Here is a 20,970-nt window from a genome sequence, read left to right on the forward strand (position 1 = left end):
GCCACAATGAGGGGGTGGAGCGTCTGGAGACCGCGTCCGCGGTGCGTGTCCGAATGAGCAGGCAGAAGTCCCGGGACACCGGGATCGAGTTGGCGCTGCGTAAGGCCCTGCACAGCGCCGGCCTTCGTTACCGAGTGCATCGCCGGCCGGTCAAAGGCGTACGACGCGAGGCGGATCTGGTGTTCGGCCCTGCCCGCGTCGCAGTCTTCGTGGACGGCTGCTTTTGGCACGGGTGCCCGGAGCACGCCACGTGGCCTAAGAACAACGCGGAATTTTGGCGGGTCAAGATCGAGACCAACCGCAAGCGGGACGCCGATACGGACGCCAGGCTCCACGAAGCCGGCTGGCTCGCCCTCCGGATCTGGGAGCACGAGACCGTGGAGGTCGCCGCGGCTCGGGTCATCACGGCGGTCAGGGACCGCCGCTGAGACGCAGGCCTTGTCGGTGTCGAACAGTCCGTCGAACCTGTTGCAGGTGCACTTCCCGCTTCGCTTGATGGACCGGTCCAGGACCGACACGTCGAGCTCCTTGCCCAGCGCCGCAGCAAGGACATTGGCAGCCAGCTGCGGCGGGTTCGCATTCCCGATCTGCTGGGCGATGCCCCGCCAGACCAGGGTAGTCGGGTGAGAAGGTCCGGCTTGCTGTGAAGACTGGCTTTCGTGCGAGTGACGCAGGTATCTTCGTCCCACTCGATCCCGGCCACTGACACCCCGAGCCAATGTGCGGTGACATCTCAAGATTGCTCGAACCGGCGAAGAAGTCCACATCTAGAGCTGCGTAGGCAAAGGCGAGAGTGGCTGTCCGTCGATCACGGATGGAAGTTCATGAGGCAGGTCCGACGAGAACCGGCCCCGACCGACCAGACAAGCAGGCCGGATCCTTCACTCGATGCTCACACCAGCGCGGCGCGTTCATGATCACACGGAGTAACAAAGTCAGCTGTCCGCACGACGTGACCGATCACGGGGTGCGTTCGCCTTTTCGGGGGATGGTCGTCCGATCAGGGGGTGCTCTCTCGATGCCTTGATGAGGGCGCCAGCAAGTCTACCGTGGACTGCGTCGGCGTGGATTGTCCAGTCGACACGACCGGACACGCAATGGAGGGTCGGTGATCGACAAATCAGACCGGCAGTTCGCGGCTACAGATCTTCGATCGCCTCGACAGGCATCCAGAACAGGCTGCGAAGGCGAACTCGACGATCTCCAGGGTGGCAAACGTGTCGAAGCTTACCGTCACCGATTGCCGGAGCCGAGGTGCCCGACAGGTTTCACCCAGCAGCCCATTTCACCCGAGAAGCACGGACAGCACGTGCTGTCCGTGATAGGGAAAACCCACGTACCTACATACGAATACTGGCCATGGAGTCCGTGTTGCACAATTGGATCAGGTCCGGAGGAGCGGACAACGACGTCGCCCGCCAACGATCGAACGTCTGGCCACAAGTTCGTGGACAGCAGCGGCTACGAGGCCGGACAGATCGGGTGACCACAGCCCACAACAGTAAGCCGAGGTCGGCCACGAGGAGCGTGTGCCAATGGTGATGAACCCGCAGTCCTGGACGCCGGACGCCCGCCTGATCCAATACGTCGAAGAGCAGTTCGACAAGGCAGTCAGAGTGTACGAGACAAACACGAACCTCGTCTCGGAGCACGCGAATCACGAGGAATCGATCCGAGTGGGCGGGTACTCGGACCGAACGTTGCTCGAACTCGTCCAGAACGGCGCCGACGCCATGTCCGGAGTGGAAGGTGAACCGAACTCCGCGGGTCGTGTCGAGATCGTCCTCGACACGGAGAACCGGACGCTCTACTGTGCCAACGTGGGTCGGCCGTTCTCGAGAAGCGGCCTGATTACCATCACGCACGCTCATTTGAGCGATAAGCGCGGTGACGAGATCGGCCGCTTCGGGCTCGGCTTCAAGTCCGTGCTCGCGGTTTCGGATGCTCCCCAGGTCTTCAGCCGCTCGGTCTCCTTCGAGTTCAACTCGCCCAAGGCCCGCGCCGTAGTCGCAGCGATAGACCCGACGACGAAGCGCTGTCCGGTCCTCCGCACTCCGACCATCGTCGATCCCTTGGCCGCGTTCGCCGATGACCCGATTCTGGCAAGCCTCACTGAGTGGGCGACCACAGTCGTCAAGCTTCCCCGGGCAGCAGGTCTCGCGCGGCTCCGCCGGGAGATAGAACAATTCCCGTCGGAGTTCCTCCTCTTCGTCGGCGACGTCCGACAGATCAGACTGAGGGTGCTCGGCAACAACCCGTTCGAGACCACCCACGTGTCCCGCAATTTCGGCAACGGGGTACTCAAGATCGAACGTCCCGACGGCAGCGGAGACGAGTGGATCGTCGAAAACCACATGCACGAGCCCTCGACCGAGGCTCGCAAGCAAGTCGGTGAGGCCGTGTCACGTGCGAAGGTCAAGGTCACCGTCGCGATTCCGAAACGCCAGGCGAGGCTGCGGATCGGACAATTCTGGTCTTACTTCCCGCTCCAGGACCAGACTTCGGCGTCGGCCCTGTTCAACGCCCCTTGGAGCGTGAACGACGACCGGACGACGTTGCTCAAGAACGACTACAACCGGGAGATCCTGAGAACCCTCGCCGGTATGTTCGTCGACCTGCTGCCACGGGTGAGCACGAGCGACGATCCCGCCTCGCATCTCGACTACATGCCCGCTCGAGGTAGGGAGCCGCTCTCCTTCGGTGATGAGTTGCTCTGCACACACGTGCCGAAGTTGTCGGCAGGTCTCGACCTCATTCCCGACGCGACGGGAACGCTGACCCGCTCCACGAGGCTACGTCCCCTGGACTTCGGCATCGCAAACATCGATGCAAGCGACCACCTCGCGTGGACCAGTTCGCCGAACACTGCCGACGACGTCCCGAACTGGCGTTGCTACACATCGCCACAACGAACGACGCGTCTCCGCCAGCTGTTCGTGGCCTCGGCGTCCGGTGACCTCCTCGACAGCAGCAGGGACGACAAACGTACGCTGGATTCACTTCCCAAGCGGGGGCTTCTCAGCTGGCTTCGGGAATGGGCGGAAGGTGACGACATCGCATCCGCCGTCGGCGCGCTCAAATTTGTCCTGGTACACCGGAATCTGCCCAATGTCGAACAGGCCAAGGTGGTCCCGACGACCGGCGGTATGCGGGCACTGAAGGACAGGAAAATCGTCTTCCTGCACCAGGAAGAGGACATAGAAATCGAGCATGCGATCTTCGTCGATCCCGGTCTGCTGGCACATCCAGGAGTGGACAAGATCCTCCGGGAGTTCGGGTTCCGCGACCTGGATCCGCTCGCGATTCTCAACGCCCGCTTGGCGAATCTCTCGACGACACCCGACGAAGAGCAGCTCTCCAAGCTCTGGGATGCGGTTATGGGAGTCGGGGAATCGGATGCGGTGGAGGCCTTGTCCGCCCACCCGGCCACGGTCAAGGTTCCGACGCGGGACGGTGCCTGGGCGTGGCCGAGGCAGGTCTTCGACCTCAACGTAGCTTTGGGCGCCGAGCTGGCAGCCAAGACTTTGGACCGCGACCGCTGCATGCCCAAGGTGGCGCACCAGCTCGGAGTCGTGCACCGCCCTGTGAGCAAGTACTCCACGGAGGACGAGCCCCTGCGCGAAAGATACCTCGAGTGGGTCTTGACCACCCTCAACTCACAGCAGGGGCCCGGTGAGCGCCCGATCGAGCGCGTCGAACTCTACCCGAGCGAAGGTCCGGGCCCGTTCTCCATGCTGTTCCTCCTGCGCGATGCTGGAGCATCCGACCGGACACGCGTGCACTGGACCGCCGAACTGCTCCAAGCCCGAGACTCCGAATGGACGTGCGAAGACCTGGACACGGGCATTTCCCACCGAGTGCAGTCACCCGTTCGTTGGGCAGTGGACCGTGCCGGCTTGCTGGACACCGACCAAGGGGTCCGCCCACCCGGCGAGGTCGTCGCCCCGTCGATGCTCAAGTACAGAAACCTCCTGCCGCTGTTCCGTGGACCTCGCCAGGTCGCCGATGCGTTGGATCTTCCTGACGAACTGGACGCCGTACCGGCTGCCGTGCTCAGGAGCGCACTCGAGGCGAAGCTGTTCCCATCGGCCCTCGACAACACCGTGCTCGTCGAATTCATCACCAGTGCCTGCCGCATCGCCTATCCCGAGGGGCGGCCTGCGACCATCCCCGCCCGGGTGAGACGCGCGGTCGAGGCACGTTCTCCGTCCTCGGTCTACCTCGCCACCACTGACGAGCAGGAGGAGTTTCTCTCCTCCCGTCAGCGCCCGTATCTGCGGGTCACGGACGATCGGGTGGCCGAACTCGGGACCTCGATGGGTTGCCGCCGATTCGAAGACAGCTTCGCCTTCTCCATGGTGATCGAAGGAGAACAGGACGGCGATCGTATTGTCGATCTCTTCCCCGGACTTCGCGCCATGCACGTTGTCGACAAAGTGATGAGTGCGATGGTCGCGCGGGCGCTCCGAGTGGCCAAGCGGGTGACCACCGAGGACGGCGTCGAGGACCAGACGCTCGAATGGCACCTCGACGGGCAGACCCTGGTGGTACGCAGCGATGTCGACGAGCGTCGCCTGCTCGGGGTCGTCAACGAAGCTTTCGACCTGCGCCTCACGAACGTCGACCTCGACAGTGTTTTGCGGGCGGGCCTGGACCTCCACCACGAGAAGCTTCGGCAGGAAGCCAAAGCCGCGACCACCGATGCCGAGCGACTCGAAGTCTACTTCGGTCCGGACGACTTGCGCGACGCATTGCCGAAGGGGCTCTGGCAAGCGCTCGAGGCGCAAAACTTGGTCGACGACTCGACGTCGGTTGCCGATCTCTTCCTCACGGTGTACGGATCCGACTCGATCAAACAGCTCGCCGACCAGTTCCAGAACGACGGTTTCGCCGATGTTCCGAAATCATGGGCGGGTGGTGCGGCAACCATCTCATGGCTGCGGAAGATGGGCTTCGGAAGCAAGTACGCCGGCCGTCGCACCCAGCACCAAGAGGACGAGTTCGTCGTCCCCGGTGCCGTGAAGCTCAGTCCCCTCCACGATTTCCAAAAGAGAATCAGTCGGCAGCTCAAGGACGTACTCACGCTCCGCGAGGCGGATGGTCGTCATCGCAAGGCGATGGTCGAGTTGCCCACCGGCGCAGGCAAGACACGTGTGGCCGCCGAAACCGTACTCAGGCTCTTCATCGATGGAGATCTTCGTGGCCCGGTCCTTTGGATCGCCCAGTCGCAGGAACTGTGCGAACAAGCTGTGCAAACCTGGAGCACCGTCTGGCGCGGTCTGGGAGACGATCGGCCGCTCACGGTGGGTCGTTTGTGGGAAAACAACACCGTGCACGAGCCGGACACCGAGTTTTCGGTCGTCGTGGCGACGGACGCCAAGCTCGATGTCATCCTCGGCCATACCGAGTACGCGTGGTTGAGCGACGCGGCCGCGGTCATTGTCGACGAAGGACACCGGGCAGGGGGCTCCGAGCGATACACGCGGATCCTGAATTGGCTCGGGGTGGCGGGCCGAGGGTGGGAACGTCCGCTTGTCGGGCTCTCCGCGACTCCCTTCAAAGGCACGTCCGAAACAGCGACCGCCGCGCTCGCCAGCAGGTTCGGCAAGCGCAAGCTCAACGTCTTCGACACGACCGATGCATACCGTTCACTCGTCGAACTCAGAGTACTCGCGCGGGTTCAGCATGAAGTGCTCCCCGGCGTCGAAGTAATCCTCAAACCGGACGAGATTGCCGAAGCCGAGCAACAGCGCAGGCTACCGGCGCGTGTCATGGACCGCGTCGGTGCCGATCAAGCCCGCATGTCGATCCTCGTCAACCACATCATGGAGTTGGATAAAACCTGGCCGGTGCTGGTCTTCACCCCGAACGTCCTGTCCGCCCAGGTGCTCGCCGCGACGCTGCGATGCCACAATATCGCGGCAGCGGCTGTGAGCGGGCAAACAAGCAGACAGGAGCGGCGCAACATCATCGAGAGCTTCAAGAACAACGAGATCCGCGTTCTTGCGAACTGCGACCTGCTGGCACAAGGATTCGACGCCCCCGGTGTTCGCGCTCTCTACATCGCTCGCCCGACTTTCAGCCCAAACGCCTACATCCAGATGGCCGGGCGCGGGCTCCGCGGCCCTGTCAACGGCGGAAAGGAAGAGTGCTTGATCGTGGACATGGCGGACAATTTCGGAGCCTTCAACGAGTGGCTCGGCTACCGCGAATACGAAGACCTCTGGCAGGAGCAGCACGCGTGATTCTCGTACCTGACCTGACCGACATCGAGAAGAACGCGACCAGTGAGGCGGAGCGCAGGATCGCCCGATTGCTTCGGGAGATCGACGGTGACCCCGACGCAGTCGCCTTCCACTCGGTGAAATTGCGGTCCCACACCTACAAGCAACAGGCCGAAGCCGATTTCGTCGTGCTGTGGAAGAAACTCGTGATCGTCGTCGAGGCCAAAGGCGGGGGCATCAGGAAACATGAGGGCAACTGGTACAGCATCGACCGACGGGGCGACTGGCACAAGTTGGCCACTTCACCCATGGAGCAAGCACAGTCGGCGATGTACGCCCTGCGGAACATCCTCCGTGAGGAAGGAGTCGGATGGTTCGCGCAGGAGGCCGTCGTGATCACTCCGGACATCGACTCTCCTCCGCGCTCGGTCGAGTGGCAGCCGACCCACTGGCTGGCGCGAAACGACATGAGCATCGCGGAGTTGACCCGGGCTTTCGACAAGATCGCGGAGAATACCCAGAAGCCTCCCGCGAACCGGAAGCTCGCGAGAATCGACGACCTGCGGACGCGTCTGTTCGGTCACTTCACCCGCATGCCGGTGATCGATGCACAGCGTGGTGCGGTGATCGAGGAGCAGAACCGCGCCACAGCGGGCCAGGCCAGGGTTCTCGCATCGCTGGCACGTAACCCTCGGGTGCTGGTCTTCGGTGGTGCGGGCACAGGCAAATCACTCGTCCTCGTGGAGGCGGCCAAGCAGGAGGCCGATCAAGGCAAATCCGTTCTCATCACTTTCCGTTCCCCCGCCTTGGAGGGATTTTTTGCACCACACGTGATCGGTCGCGACATCGATCTCCTCCCGTTCGACCGACTGGTACCCACCAAGACTTACGATGTCGTGTTCGTCGATGAAGCACAGGACCTGATGACAGCGGACGGTATGGACCGCATCGACGGGACGATCGTCGGCGGCCGGAGCGCCGGCCGCTGGCGAATGTTCCTCGACCAGAACAACCAGGCGCACGTGGATGGGCAATTCGACGAGGATGTCCTGGAAATCGTCACCGCGGAGGCCTTTCCGGTCGACCTGAGTCTCAACGTCCGGAACACGCGGGCGATCGTCCATACAGTCCAGGAGTACCTCGGCGCAGACGTGGGAGACCCCGGCATCGTCCACGGAGAGAAGGTCCGATGGCGGACGACCGAGGGCGATTCCAGTCTGGCCGGGGCCGAATCGGTGGCTGAAGAGTTGGTGGCCGACGGAGTTCGTGCCGACGACATCTGGATCATCCGCACGGACTCGAGTGCACCGCCCGAAAACACCAAGCGAGGTTTCGTCGTCACGAGCCCCAAATACGCCAAGGGTCTTGAAGCGGAGCACGTGATCGTCTGTGAGCTTCCGGAATCCTTCGACGAAGCGGGGACCGCGGCCTTTTACGTCGCCGTCACCCGCGCACGAGTCTCCTTGGACATGGTCTTCTCCCGCGAAGACAAGCGACGCATCCAATATTTGGTCAGACAGCAGTTGGAGAAGAATTGACTCTCACCAAGGCGCAGGAGGTCGCGCTGCACCACCTCCGGACGGCATACGCCGGACCCGATCGTGGTGACCGGGAGGTCCTCCTCAACCTGCCCGATCGTCAGTACGCCGTGGGGATGCTGTTCCCCGCAGCGTCGTTGCCTCCGGACCCGGACGTCCCCGAGGGCGATCCGCAGATCGAAGCGGAAGTGGCCGCAGGCGAGGTGGAGGAGGCCGGCGCGAACGTCCCGCTCGCCGAGGACTGGCGTCCGTCGTCGGTCGCGATATCGTTCGTCACCGACAAGCCGAGCGTCTCGTGTGACTTCTCCGGGGGAACCTACCAGCCGGTCAAAGACGATGGCCCCCCACGTTGGCAACGTGCTCCGTTCCGATTCGAGAGCCTCGTACTCACACAGGGCCGTCCCCTGCACGTCCTCACCGCAGGCGAGGTACCGATCGAGATCGGATCGCGATGGCGCGCCTACGGCGACGCGCACCTCGTGACGGTGCACGCTCGCGTGTCGGCCAAGTCCACCGACGACGACCGACGTGACATCGGCCTGACGCTCTTTCAAGTGGCTCTCAGTGTGGCCCCCGCACTCGATGGCCGGATCCTGGAGTACGACCGGACCAATGTGTTCGACTCCGATCCCGAATCCGCGGAGCTGCGACTCCGATACCGGGACAAGAAGGTCTACGCGGTCGGCCACGGCATGGCGGCGGACTGGGACCTCACCGACGGCATCTGCACACGGGTCTTCCTCGATCCGGTGCCGTCCTTCGTGGTACCCGCTGTCGAAACGACCGGCCTCGCACCCGGTTCCATCGAATCCGAGGCACTCCTGCTCGACAACCTGTCGCGGATCGACTCGGAAACGGAACGAGTGACGTCGACACTGGACGCCTTCGTCGACGCCTATGCCCGCTGGGTCTCCGAACAGACCGACTGTGTCGACGGCTTCGGAGCCGACGCGCCGATCGCACGATCCATCACCGACCGGGCGCAGGCCGCTTTGCGCCGGATGGAGGCTGGTGTCGACCTCCTTCGCGCACCCGGTCAGGACTCGTTGAGGACCGCCTTCGCACTCGGCATGACCGCAATGCGGCTTCAGATCCGTCAGATCTCGATCAGGAACGGCGCCGATCCGGCCGCTGTCGAGGAACCCCGGTGGCGTCCGTTCCAGCTCGGCTTTCTGTTGGTGGCTCTGGCGTCGACGGTGGATGAAACTCACAACGATCGAGAACTTGTCGACCTGATCTGGTTCCCGACGGGCGGCGGCAAAACCGAGGCCTACCTGGGCCTCGCCGCCGTGGAGATCTTCCGGCGCCGCATAGTCCATGGCATTTCGGGTGCGGGAACGGCCGTGATCACGCGGTATACACTCCGACTCTTGACCTCGCAGCAGTTTCAGCGGGCGGCTTCGCTCATCTGTGCGATGGAGTTACTCCGGAACCAAGATCCGCGTGCGAAGGGAATGGCTCCGTTCTCCATCGGCCTGTGGGTCGGAAACGAAGTCACTCCTCGCACGCGGCGGGACGCGCAGGCGGCGCTCGAGCGCCTCCACAAAGCCGCCCGTCCCGAGGAAGCGAACCAGTTCCAGATCGAGAGCTGTCCATGGTGCGGTGCCGCGCTCCTGCCGCGGTCCGGTCCCACCGCTCCGGACCGCTACGGATTCCGCGACGTCGGCCACGACGTGGTCATCCACTGCACCCGAGCGAACTGCGAGTTCCAACGCGAGCTCCCGGTCGCCGTGATCGACGACGTCCTTTACGAAGAACCGCCGACGATCCTCCTGGCGACCGTCGACAAGTTCGCGCGTCTGCAGTTCCTCCCGGACGCGGGCAAGCTGCTCGGGCTCGGTACTCCGTTCCGGCAACCGTCCCTGGTCATCCAAGACGAGCTGCACCTGCTGTCGGGTCCGCTCGGCACGACGGTAGCTGTCTTCGACGCCGTCATCCAGGTTCTCCTGAGCCACGACGGTCCGGCTCCCAAGATAGTCGCGTCGACCGCCACGATCCGTGCCTCGGATGAACAGGTCCGAGGTCTGTACGGGCGTTCGGTCGCGCTGTACCCGCCGGCGGGGCTGCGCGGCGACCGGACCTTCTTCTCCCGTCCGGTGGAAAGTGGCGAAGGTCGCCTCTACGTGGGTTTGATGCCGCAGTCGATATCGCAAGTGTCCGCGGTCGTCGCCGCGACGGCGCCTCTGGTCGAGATACCGGAGGTGCTCGTCGAGGATGCGACCACGCACACCACGAGAGATTCGTACTGGACGCTGGTGATGTACCACAACAGCCTTCGCGAGCTCGGCCGCACGGGAACGTTGGTGGTCGACGACGTCAACGGGCGTCTCGAACCGCGATCGGAACGGTTGGGATTGCCGCTGCGCCGGGTGCGCGCCGAGCGGCTCCTGGAACTCACCAGTCGCCGAGGACCAGACGAACTGCCCAACGACCTCCGCGAGCTGGGGCGAGGCGTCGACGATTCGCCGGAGGCGATCGATGTCGTGCTTTCCTCGAACATGCTGTCGGTCGGCATCGACATCCCTCGCTTGGCGCTGATGTTGATGGTGGGCCAGCCCAAGACGACCGCCGAGTACATCCAGGCAACCAGCAGGGTGGGCCGTGGTCGAAACAACGGGATTGTGACCACTCTGTTCCGGTCGAACCGGGCGCGTGACCGCTCGCACTTCGAGAGCTTCCGGTCATACCATGAAGCCCTCTACCGCAATGTCGAGCCGACTAGTGTGACTCCGTGGTCGTTGTCGTCCCGAATACGCTCCCTGGCCGGCGCGCTGGTGGCATTGCTGCGTCACTCGTTACCGGCTCTCGCCGCGAACGACGCTGCGTCGCGCTTGGACCTCGAGGACGATCGCATGTCGGGGGCAATCGAAAAACTGGTGGCGCGCTTCCTGCACCTGGTGAACTGCTCCGACCGTGTCGAGGCGGAGGAGACCGAGGATCAGGTGTGGCAGCTTCTGCGCGAGTGGGACCGTCGCGCGGAGAGCGCGCGTGAGGCCGGAGAAACCTTGGTGTACGACCGTCGGAAGCAAGACGACGAAGCGCTGCTCAAACGATTCGGCCACAATCGAGAGGGATGGCTCGTCGCCGATTCGATGAGGTCGGTCGAGCCGAACGTCGCCGTCCAGGTACGCGAGCCGATGGAAGGGGGCAAAGGTGGAACGAATCGTGCATGATCTCCGCATCTCGGAGACGATCACGCCCTTCGGAGTGGGCGCGATCGTCGACGTGCTGGGCGAATCTCTGATTGCGGCCGACACCTCCTGGTGGGATCGCAAGTACGCTCCCGAGATCAGCTGTGATCGGCTTCTCGCTCGCCTCAGTCCCGGTGCCCTCCGACAGCCGCCCGCACACGCCGGGCGCGCGGCCAGGGAAACCCCGCACCTGCTCTACTGGCGTTTTCCCGCCTGGCGGTTCTGCGAGCGGTGCACGAGACTCTCGCAGATCAGCGGCAAGAACAAGGGCCGCTGGACCAACCGGTGCGAGTGCGGTGGAAAGCTTGTTCCGATGCGGTACGTCGCCGTTTGTGAGAGAGGAAGCCATATTCAAGACGTACCTTGGTTCAAGTGGGCACATCGAGGCCACGGCGCGGAAGTCACCGAATCTGTGCGCTTCTGTCGTGCCTACAAGGAATTGAAGTTCATCCGATCTTCTCAACGCGGCGAGGGCCTCGCATCGCTCAGCGTCCACTGCGCGGGTTGCAAGCGAACCCGCCCGCTTTCCGAGCTCGTGGGCGCGGAATCGCTCCAACGAGACGGTATCCGTTGTGCGGGCTGCCAGCCTTGGCAGGAGCCGACGAGTGAAACCGTGTGCGAGTATCGGCTCACGGCCGTTCAGCGAGGCGCCACTGGCAATTACATCGCTGATCAGCTGTCCGCGCTCGACATCCCCGAGGAAACCCCTCAGTCCGCCGAGACAGCCGAAAAAATCCGTAGCCACGTGTACTTCGAGAAGGTGGTCGCCGACAACGGTGGCCCCCAGGCCGAAATGGTAGCCGGATGGATCGCGGATGAAGTCGGCGCAACGGCATCGGACGTGCTCACCCTCGCTGCGGACGGAGAGGCCGCCGAGGAATCTCCACTTCTCGACTTGAAAGACGGGGAGTGGGCGGCCTTCTGCAAGAAGCTCGAGTGCGGCCGAGACCATGGCGTCGGCGACTTCGTCGTCGACGGTTGGCCGGTGTCCACCGAATCCGGCTGGCCTCCGGCGCTGACAAGCAAACTGACAAGTGTCGGCCAAGTGCGCCGCGTCCGCGAGGTTCGGGCACTCCGCGGTTTCCGGCGGCACGACGCCGAAGCCGAGTTCGTCAAGGCCGACCTCGGTCCCGACAGCAAGCGAAAGCCGATCTACCCGGCCATCGAAATGTTCGGAGAGGGCATCTTCATCCGTTTCGACGAGGATCAGCTGTCCGATTGGGAGAGTGTGCCGGAAGTCCGCGCTCGTGCGGAGATTCTCATGGGTCGCCGGAACTCCAGTCCTTGGGCTCAGCGCCTGGCCGTACCGGAACCGCGCTTCGTCGCACTGCACACCATCGCTCACCTCCTCATCCGTCGACTGGCCTTCGCAAGTGGTTACTCGTCGGCGTCGCTCCAGGAGCGCATCTACGCACATTCCGACCGGCCTGACCGCACCGCGGGCATCCTGATCTACACAGCGGCCGGGGATGCGCAGGGGACGCTCGGGGGGCTCGTGCGGCTCGGCCATCCCGACACGCTCATGCCGCTGCTGCTGGCCGCCCTGGGCGATGCGGACGTTTGCTCGAACGACCCGGTGTGCATCGAGAGTGACCGCCAAGGCTCTTCGCACCTCAATCTGTCCGCCTGTCACGGCTGTGCGCTCGTCAGCGAGACCTCGTGCGAGACCGGCAATCGCCTCCTGGATCGCCAGTTGGTCCTGGGCGGAGGAGCCGTGCCCGGCCTGTTCGATCACGTCCTCGACGAGGTGCGGCGCACGGCCGGTAGGTGACCTCGAGTAGGGATTCCACGAACAGTGTCCGAAGAGATGGTCGGGGTTGTCTCCTACGCCCCTTTGGAGCCTGCTGCTCTACTGCGGCGCGCCCCACCAAGTACGCGCTATCCGTCGGACTCGACAGGTTGCAGTGGCACTTGCCGCCGCGTGCGCGAGGTTGATCGACGTGCCGCTGGTGTACTGGATGGACCGGTTCTCCCGCAATCCGGGGGACATGGTGATGCTGCTGGGCGAATTGGGCCAGAGGGGTGTGCTCCGGTCGGCGACGAGCCGTTCGACACCTCGACGCCGACGAGGTCGTACGCCGGGATGTTCGCCGATTCGAGCGCGACACGCTCATCGATCGTGTCATCGCGGATACGGATCGCAAGCCGGCCATGAACGAGCGGACGTACGACAACCCCTGTCGGCGCCCAGATGAACAAGACCACCCACAAGCTCGTGATCGACGAGCACGAGGCACTGATCGTGCGGCTGATCTTCGACCTCTCCGCTGAGGCTCGGGTCGGCTTCCGCGCCAACGACCGCAACATGATCTACCGCTACTGTGCGTGCCGGTATCCGGCCCCGCTGCGGTGTCGGCAGGTACGGTCCCGGACGCGCAGGCCGGCTCCCCGCAGCCGCCACGACCTCATCGCCGGCCAGCTCATCGAGCATTCCTTCGCTGCCGGGTTCGTCGAGGGCGGCACTCCGCCACAGTCCGGCTTAGGTCCATTCGGTAGCAGCAGATGCCGCCAGGTGCACCTGCCGGTCAGCAACGAACACGATCGCGGTAAACCCGCTGGGGCACCAGCCTTGGCCGGTTCGCCACCCCTGCGGCCGTTTCGCGGCCACCGGGGTCAGCGGGTCGGTCAACACCGCGCCGAGACCAGCCAGTGCCAACGTCGATCTCAACACCCAGGATCATGATCGCGAACTACGGCTGGAGCACTGACCACGGGACTCTTCGCTCATCTCTTTGTCCGAACGCGCTGCCCCTGAACATCGGAACCGGACGGCGTAGGCATGGTTGTCGACAGGCGGACCGCCGACTGCGGTGTCTGCCGCGAAAACCAGGGTTGCACGCGCAGTGAATCATTCCGGGTGTTCTGCCGCGTCAGGGCGGCGGACAGTTTGCTGTCGAGTCCAACCGGCCCACCGATTGTGGGGCGGCAACGGAGCCGGAGCAGCTCAGGTCTGTTCGGGGGACGTCTGGTATTGCGAACAAGAAGACGGTGCTTGTCGCGAAATCCTGGTGCCTTGGCATAGCAAGGTCGAGGAGCCCGTTGAGACAGGCGACCGCGAACGAGCTTCGCCGTGTCGGTCCAAATTGCATCGACTTGACGGTGATTTCCGCTATCCTTTACCCCGATCGGGGATCGGACACAAACGTAAGGGGCGGGTAGTGGAAAGGCCGACAGCAGTCAATGCATCGGAGAAGCGGCTTTCGTCGCTTGAAGTCTGCGCGGGGGCGGGAGGACTCGCACTGGGTCTGGAACAGGCTGGGTTCGATCCTGTCCTGCTCATCGACAACAACGCCGTCGCGTGTGAAACGCTGCGCATGAACCGCCCGTTCTGGCGAGTCCTGGAGGCGGATCTGCTTGATTTCGATCCCGCCGAGCACCAGCAGGTCTACGACGTCGACTTGCTTTCGGCAGGCCTTCCCCGTGTGAAGGCCACGGCTGCCGTCAACCGAGAAGACGACAGCGAGGTCGAGCTCAAGCTGCTCGAGGCCACGATCCTGCTGGCCCACGGAGTGCAACCGCGCGCTCTTCTGATCGAGAACGTTCCGGACCTCGTCACCAAGGACACCTACGCGCCGATCCGCGAGTACATCGGCAAAGAACTCGATCACCTCGACTACCGGTACCAATGGTTTGTGCTCAATGCGATGCATCACGGAGTTCCCCAAGACAGAAAGCAGGGGATCCTGGTTGCGTTCAAGGGTGATTCGATGAATGCCTTCGAGCCACCGACCGCGGACTCGAAACCACCGAAGACTGTGGGTGAAGTGCTGAAGGAGTCGATGGCGGCGCGTGGCTGGCCGAAGGTTTCCGAGTGGGCTGTCCAAGCTGACCGGGTCGCACCTACGTTGGTCGGAGGCTCCTGGAGGCGAGGTGGAGCAGATCTGGGGCCGAGAGGTTCGAAGGCCGCCTGGGAGCGGATGGGGGTGAATGGCGGCACGGTCGCCGACCACGTACCCGACGCAGACTTCGATTGGAACCCATCCTCGGGACGCGACGCTATGGTGCAGCTCACCGTCGACCAGACAGCACTTCTCCAGGGGTTTCCACCGGACTGGCGCTTCGCGGGCCGGAAGACCGCCAGCTACCGTCAGGTCGGCCAGGCTTCGCCGCCGCCGGTCGGACGCGCACTGGGTGACGCAATCCGGGCTGCGATCTTGGCGTCTTGATAAGATCTCGCGCCATGACACCCGCACAGCCGGAAGGGCTGCCACCTGGGCAAACACATATGGTGGACCTGTTCGCCGGCCCGGGCGGGTTGGATGTGGCGGCGCGTTGGCTCGGTATCACCGTGGACGGCATCGAGTGGGATGCGAATGCCTGCGCCACCCGTGAAGAGGCTGGACTGAGGACCACGCAGGGTGACGTTCGCGATTACGAACCGGAGCAGTTTTCCGACGCCACGATTCTTGCAGGTGGCCCACCTTGCCAGACCTACACCGTCGCCGGAGGCGGTGCGGGCCGTCGCGCGTTGGAGCGCGTGCTCGACTTCGTCAAACGGATGGAAGCTCGGGAGGACATCAGCCAAGATCTGTCCCTGCTGGACGCTGAGCAATACGTGCGGGGCGAGCCGGACGTGCGAACAGGCCTCGTGATCGAACCTCTGCGGTGGGCATTGCGAGCGGTCGACGCCGGCCGCCCGTACGAAGCCATCGTGTTGGAGCAGGTTCCTGCGGTCCTGCCGGTGTGGGAGGCAGTAGCCGATGTCCTTGCCGGAGAGGGTTACAACGCGGTTTTCGATATCCTGCACACTGAAGAATTCGGAGTGCCGCAGACTCGTCGCCGAGCTATTCTGATCGCACGTCACAACAGCCCGGCGGAGCTTCCCCGGCCGACGCATCGCCGCTACCGGAAGGGAATGGCGCGCTCGGAAGGCGATCCCCGATTGCGACCATGGGAGTCGATGGGGGCTGCGCTCAAGCGTCGAGAGAAGTTCGTAGTCGTATCCAACTACGGTACAGGTGGTGATCCGAAGGCTCGTGGGCAACGCGAATCTGATCATCCGGCCGCGACGGTCACCGGGAAGGTCAGTCGGAACCGCCTGGTGACCTCTCGTGGCATTCAAGATCGGTTCACATTGGCCGAGGCCGGGCGGCTCCAGACCTTTCCACTGGACTACCCCTGGGCGGGAAAAGACAGAGCGCAGCAGATCGGCAATGCCATTCCACCGAGGCTCGCTGTGCACGTCCTCGCCGCGTCGATGGGGCGGAGACCCATCGACGCGACTTTGGACGAAGCCGTCGAGGGCAAATGGGACGACACCAGTGGATCGGCCCCCGTGCTGACCGAACCCCTGCCAACGGTCACGTCCGAGAAGAACATCGGTAAACAATTGAATCTCAGCCTGTAACCGCCTTTCTCGGACGGTGTCGAATCGGTGCTTCGTCCAGTAGTTTCTTGAAGAATGGTACCAAGGAATTCACGGATACTTCGTTCGCTGCACCGTCGTCCGGTCCATCCGGGAGTCGCTCCCACGACACGGGCGGCATGTCCGCGGATTCTGCGATCCAGTTGTGCAATACGTCGTCGTCGGGGGGTTCATCGGGTGCGAGCACGTCGTAGAACAACGTGCTGCCTGCCGCATTGACGGCTTTGGACAGCGCGTTGATGTGATCACCGGGACGATGTACGCGGGCTTCCAGGAGCTGTTCCACCACGCGAAGGAGCGCCATGGCGGTCGGCCGGTGATCGATGATGTCCAGTCGCAGCGTCGTATTCAGGGTGTCCTGTGACCGACAGGCCAGTTCGACCGTTCGGTAGTCTTTGCCGTTTCGGAACAGTTCCGCCGTCCACCACAGGCGAGCGAATGCCTGCTTGTAGTGGGCGCCACTGAAATGCTCCGAGGTGGCGATTTCTCCGCCTTTGTGGCGCCACACAACATAGTCCGGCGCGACGACCAATGCCATGAAGTTCCACAGACGAGCGTCCGCCGCTTCGGCTCGAGTCAATCGCAAGGTTGCGTGCAGCCGCGGAGCGAGCCAGCCGTCGGCGACAGCCCTTGCCTTCGACGTCCGGCGATCTTCGAATCGACGCATTGCTTCGTCCACCAGCTCGCGGATGGGCGCGGCGCGCCACCTTGCGACGTCTTCCGGAAAGGGAATGGATGCCTTGCGGAGGGCGACCTGGGGTGGCTTCTCCTTGCCGGACTGGATGCCATGGCTGAGGTACTTGACGACAGCGGTGTCAGGCAGAAGTCCCAGTACGGGCGGAATTTCGAGGGCAGTCGTGGCGCGGCTCATCGGCTTTCATTTCTCTCGGCCCTGACCGATCGGACGGCGTCGGTCAGCTTCTTGGTTATCCGACTGCGCTTGCCTGCCGCGTAGTGGATACCGGTTTGGAGTTCAGACCAACCGAAGTTCTCGGTGCGACGTTTCAGGATTTCGTAGAGCGCATCGGCAAGCTGTCGTCCGGGCAGGACGTCCGGCAACATCATGCGCAGGACACGGCCACGCCAGCCTACGGGCAGCACCGGGTTGCCCTCGTCGTCCTCGTCCAGTTCACTGATGGCGCTCTGGAACATGGCAGCCCAGGCGTCGTGGGCGATCTGGCTTGCCGTTGTTTCGCGCAGCAGCCGTTCTTCGGGCGTGCCGCCCTTGCGATTCATGACCTCCAGCAAGCCGTCGACGGCGGTGGTGTTGAGATATACCTTCGGGATCTCGCCGGTGGTTTCGACAATCCATAACGCATCCTTGTAACCGCGCAGCCATTCGAGAGGGCCACCGCTGAAATCCACTTGGATGATCTCGATCTCTTGCTGACGCAACGGTCTTGAGGCTCGCAGGTCGGCATACCAGTTTTTCTCGGTCGTGCCGATTATTCGCCCTTCCACCGAATCGATTGTCGCGACGACGGCGATTGCAAGTGAGGCGCGGTTCGAATGGCGGCTGCGGACAAGTTCGATGGTACCTTCCCAATCGCCGCCAGGGCCGCGGGTCAAACGCGCGGTTCGGCGTGAGTTTGTCGCCGACTCGGAAAGCACGGCCAGACATTGGATGTCGGACCAAGGACCCTTTGTGATTTCCTGCTCGGGAAGCGAGGCTTTCACTCGGATGGTAGCCTTTTCCCATTTCTCGCGACCGGTCTCGTGCAGGGCAATAGTACGCTCGACCTTGGACACCTTCGCATAGGGCAGCTCGGCGCCGTCCACGATTACAGACACGACGTCGAGAAGGACTTCCCCGAAGAGAGTCTTGTAGGGGGAAACCGGTTTCATAGCGCGCCTCCGCGGGCCTTCTGGACGTCGACGATGAGCCGGGCCAGCCTGCCTTGTACCGGGTGAGAGGCGGGGTCGGTCACGCCGACGAACGTTGCAGACCGCACACCGGCTTCGATAACGACGTTGTCGTCATCGATCCGGCAGTTGTCGGACGGGGTGAGAATCTTCCAGTCGACCTGTGGGCGGCCGCCGGAGCGCACGTCGAATTTGGCGACCGGTGTGAGCCGCCATGGATCCTCGACTTCGGGCAGCTTGAGGTCGACTCTCACATGCCAGGCCCCGCTGTCCTCGAGATGGGCGCTCACATTGTGGATCGACGGGATGCCCTGTGCGCGGCGAATCCCGCTGGAGCCCGGGCCGTCCAGCTTCAACAGCTCTCGCAGTACGGTCGGTCCACCGTTGCTGTCGGCTTCTCGGCGTCCCACCAGACGGCGGACTGTCGTGTCGATTTCGGTACGGAACTCCTTGAGCCGGGTGAGCGCCCCGCGCTCGTACAGCGAGGTCAGTTCCTCGGTGCGGTCCCAACGATTGTGCTCGGGCGGCTCGGACGCGCGCAGGAACTCTTCGGCGAGGTCGACATCCTCGCCGTCGGACTCGGTGGCGTAACCGGCGAGGAGGACCGCTTGGAATGGCGAGGCCCCCAGAGGAAGTTCGCGCGGGCGATGGCTGACGATCGTCATGCGGTTGCCGCGCATGAAGACGACTCGATTGAGGGGGTCGTCTTCGTCGTTTGCGGGAGTGAGCAGGAGAACTGCCTGATGTTCGTATCCTTTGCCACGCGCTCGCCCTTTTCCCTTTCGCGGCGGGACTACGAGTGGCACGGAAGCCTGTGCCACCTGGTCTCCCGAGGTGAGTTCTGCGACGGTTTCATGGTCCAAATAGGACTGAAAGGCGCGGCTCAGCGCCGGGTGATGGTTGTGCGGGTCGACACGCGTTTCGGGAATGAGAACGTGCCCGTTGCGCAACGTGGTGACGCGAGCTTCCAGCAACGGTCCTTTCGTTCGGCCGCCGACCATCGCGGCCCAGAATCCGTCGGCCAACGAATCGACGAGCTTGTCGTGCATTTGTTGCAGCGTCTCGGCGGAACCCGAGGCGTCGTGCACGCCCACAATGAGAAACGTTGTTCCGGGATCAGTTCCCAAGCGCGCCAAGTGCAGGGTCTCGACAGTCTGTTCGTCGGCCCACCATGACCGCGAAACTCCCTTGTGGTCAGGCTCGGTGTCGGGCTCGCCCAACCAGGCAGGGCCTGCATACGCGGTCCCAGCGATTTCGTGCCAAGGCAGGTCGAGCCGTCCGATGACCCTCCGTTCGGTGCGTCCCTCTTGCGGGGCCGACAGGGTTGTGTTGATCAATACCAGGCCGAAGCGACTGGCGGCCCACAAGGTGGCCTTGCCGAGTCCGTACGAACCGCCGGCGCGACCATCGGCATGTTTGAAGCTGTCGAGCTGACGGCGTACCACTGCGGCGTAACGACCGTCGCCGTATTCGGGGCCCGTCAGGCCGGTGGCGTTGTAGTCGTCGACTCGCAGCAGGGTCAAAGACCTGGTTTCAGCCAAGTTGTCGAGGGCAGCGCGCAGGCTGCGGGAAACCTTCTGTTCGGCGGATGCAGCCTGCTCGTAGTGAGCTTCCAAGTCGTCCCAATGCAAGGCTTGCAAGAAAGCATCGAGGTGTTCCCCGGTCAGCTCGTGCAGGGTATAGCGCACACTAACCGGTTTGTCGTTGTCGTAGCGCTCGTCGAGAGTGTTTTGTGTGGCTTCGCGGGCAAGCGCGGAGAGGTCGGCATCGAAGGCGAAGGCCGCGGCATTCCCGTATTCGCGTCCGCCGTCGGCGTGACCGAGCCGGTGGTACCATTGTACGGGTAACTCGGTCGCGACATCCTTGGCGAGGTTGAAAAGTGAAGCCGTGTCGGTGCCCAGGACGGCGGCGATCAGCCTCTTGGTGTCCTCGCGTGGTTCGGCACGGTTGTTGATCCACGCGGAGACCGCCGCACGCGTGAGTCCGACCCGGTCGGCGAGTTGAGCCTGGGACATGCCAGTCCGGCGGAGTTGGCGTGCCAGCCATGGGCCGAACTTTTCTGCCTGGTGCGTGGCCACCACAGTCGCCGCCCTTCGTCGATCACGTGCCGGACCATCGGACCCGGCCGAGAGAGGCAACTGTAATTTGACTTCCCCTGGCATGTCAAATGCTGGTTGACGCGCACGAAAGGTTGATCGGCTGCCGGGAAGACTCACAGCTCAGGGATACCTTCGAGGGACTTTACTGGTTTCCGCGGTATGTGATGGCATTGAGCACTCGATCGTCGGCGGCTTCTGCGGTCTCATACCTCCTACACCCGGACGGTCACCCAGCCTGCGCCCGCCAAGCGAGCGTCGTTGTCGAGGTGGCACCTTCGACTGTCTCGATGGCGGCACACCAAAACTCGGCGTTAGTATTAGGCTACTTTACGTGCTCGAGACATCCGTCCACGAAGACTGCGACCCGGATGGGGCCGAAGACGATGTCCGCCTCACGTCTCACACCCTTGACCGGACGTCGGTGGATCCGGCAGCGCAACCCGACCCGAGTGCAGGCCTTTGCGCAGCGAAAGTTCCGAGACTTCTGCCTGCTCATGCGAACACAAAACTTCGGTGTCGTTTCCAGCCGCTCCATATAGTCATTTTGGCAATCCGTTATCGGAGACACACAAGCAGGTCCGTGATTGGCTCGACGCCCCGAATTCTGCTCCCCTGCGTCGACCGCGCAGCCGATCACTTGGAGCTCGGGTGCGAGGTGTCGCCGTTCGATGGAGCGCCGGCGTCTCTCAA

Annotated in this window: 11 protein-coding genes; 8 read left to right on the plus strand and 3 right to left on the minus strand. The window is 63.4% G+C overall.

The annotated features are described in order from the left end of the window. Positions 1–53: 53 nt before the first annotated feature. From FXO23_RS32115 to FXO23_RS32150, 8 genes are all read left to right on the plus strand, one after another. A complete protein-coding gene (locus FXO23_RS32115) occupies positions 54–428 on the plus strand; it encodes a very short patch repair endonuclease (RefSeq protein ID WP_179956939.1) in 375 nt (124 codons plus the stop codon). A 1,107-nt stretch (positions 429–1,535) separates the two neighbouring features. After that, positions 1,536–6,245 carry a sacsin N-terminal ATP-binding-like domain-containing protein gene (locus FXO23_RS32120; protein WP_158889252.1) on the plus strand — a complete coding sequence of 1,570 codons (4,710 nt, stop codon included), beginning with the start codon at positions 1,536–1,538 and terminating at the stop codon, positions 6,243–6,245. Next, a complete protein-coding gene (locus FXO23_RS32125; protein ID WP_158889253.1) occupies positions 6,242–7,762 on the plus strand; it encodes a nuclease-related domain-containing DEAD/DEAH box helicase in 1,521 nt (506 codons plus the stop codon). The genes FXO23_RS32120 and FXO23_RS32125 overlap by 4 nt, the downstream gene beginning before the upstream one ends. Next, positions 7,759–10,935, plus strand: coding sequence for a helicase-related protein (locus tag FXO23_RS32130; RefSeq protein ID WP_158889254.1), 3,177 nt, complete (start codon positions 7,759–7,761; stop codon positions 10,933–10,935). Before FXO23_RS32125 ends, FXO23_RS32130 begins: the two co-directional genes overlap by 4 nt. Next, positions 10,916–12,724, plus strand: coding sequence for a DUF1998 domain-containing protein (drmB, locus tag FXO23_RS32135; RefSeq protein ID WP_158889255.1), 1,809 nt, complete (start codon positions 10,916–10,918; stop codon positions 12,722–12,724). The genes FXO23_RS32130 and drmB overlap by 20 nt, the downstream gene beginning before the upstream one ends. A gap of 420 nt (positions 12,725–13,144) precedes the next feature. Continuing rightward, positions 13,145–13,636, plus strand: a complete 492-nt coding sequence (locus tag FXO23_RS32140; protein WP_158889256.1) for a hypothetical protein — start codon at positions 13,145–13,147, stop codon at positions 13,634–13,636. A 475-nt stretch (positions 13,637–14,111) separates the two neighbouring features. Continuing rightward, positions 14,112–15,119, plus strand: a complete 1,008-nt coding sequence (locus FXO23_RS32145; protein WP_158889257.1) for a DNA cytosine methyltransferase — start codon at positions 14,112–14,114, stop codon at positions 15,117–15,119. Between the two features lie 14 nt (positions 15,120–15,133). Beyond that, entirely contained in the window at positions 15,134–16,300 is a 1,167-nt protein-coding gene (locus FXO23_RS32150) for a DNA cytosine methyltransferase (RefSeq protein ID WP_158889258.1), read from the plus strand. Here FXO23_RS32150 and FXO23_RS32155 read toward each other — a convergent pair. From FXO23_RS32155 to FXO23_RS32165, 3 genes are read right to left on the minus strand one after another with little or no spacing between them, the layout of a single operon-like run. Continuing rightward, complete coding sequence (locus FXO23_RS32155) at positions 16,290–17,189, minus strand: DUF6339 family protein (protein WP_158889259.1); 900 nt, start codon at positions 17,187–17,189, stop codon at positions 16,290–16,292. The two genes, FXO23_RS32150 and FXO23_RS32155, sit on opposite strands and share 11 nt — an antisense overlap. Continuing rightward, positions 17,186–18,163, minus strand: coding sequence for a hypothetical protein (locus FXO23_RS32160; protein ID WP_158889260.1), 978 nt, complete (start codon positions 18,161–18,163; stop codon positions 17,186–17,188). The genes FXO23_RS32155 and FXO23_RS32160 overlap by 4 nt, the downstream gene beginning before the upstream one ends. Then, the gene (locus FXO23_RS32165; RefSeq protein WP_246258157.1) at positions 18,160–20,262 is read right to left on the minus strand and encodes a helix-turn-helix transcriptional regulator; all 2,103 of its coding nucleotides are present in this window, start codon (positions 20,260–20,262) and stop codon (positions 18,160–18,162) included. The genes FXO23_RS32160 and FXO23_RS32165 overlap by 4 nt, the downstream gene beginning before the upstream one ends. Positions 20,263–20,970 lie beyond the last annotated feature (708 nt).

Origin of the sequence: Amycolatopsis anabasis (assembly GCF_009765355.1) — a bacterium.
GTDB classification, from domain to species: domain Bacteria; phylum Actinomycetota; class Actinomycetes; order Mycobacteriales; family Pseudonocardiaceae; genus Amycolatopsis; species Amycolatopsis anabasis.

Coding starts and splice junctions, on each gene's coding strand:
- FXO23_RS32155 (WP_158889259.1), bottom strand. CDS start 17,189: ATGAGCCGCGCCACGACTGCCCTCGAAATTCCGCCCGTACTGGGACTT.
- FXO23_RS32115 (WP_179956939.1), top strand. CDS start 54: ATGAGCAGGCAGAAGTCCCGGGACACCGGGATCGAGTTGGCGCTGCGT.
- FXO23_RS32120 (WP_158889252.1), top strand. CDS start 1,536: ATGGTGATGAACCCGCAGTCCTGGACGCCGGACGCCCGCCTGATCCAA.
- FXO23_RS32160 (WP_158889260.1), bottom strand. CDS start 18,163: ATGAAACCGGTTTCCCCCTACAAGACTCTCTTCGGGGAAGTCCTTCTC.
- FXO23_RS32140 (WP_158889256.1), top strand. CDS start 13,145: ATGAACAAGACCACCCACAAGCTCGTGATCGACGAGCACGAGGCACTG.
- FXO23_RS32150 (WP_158889258.1), top strand. CDS start 15,134: ATGACACCCGCACAGCCGGAAGGGCTGCCACCTGGGCAAACACATATG.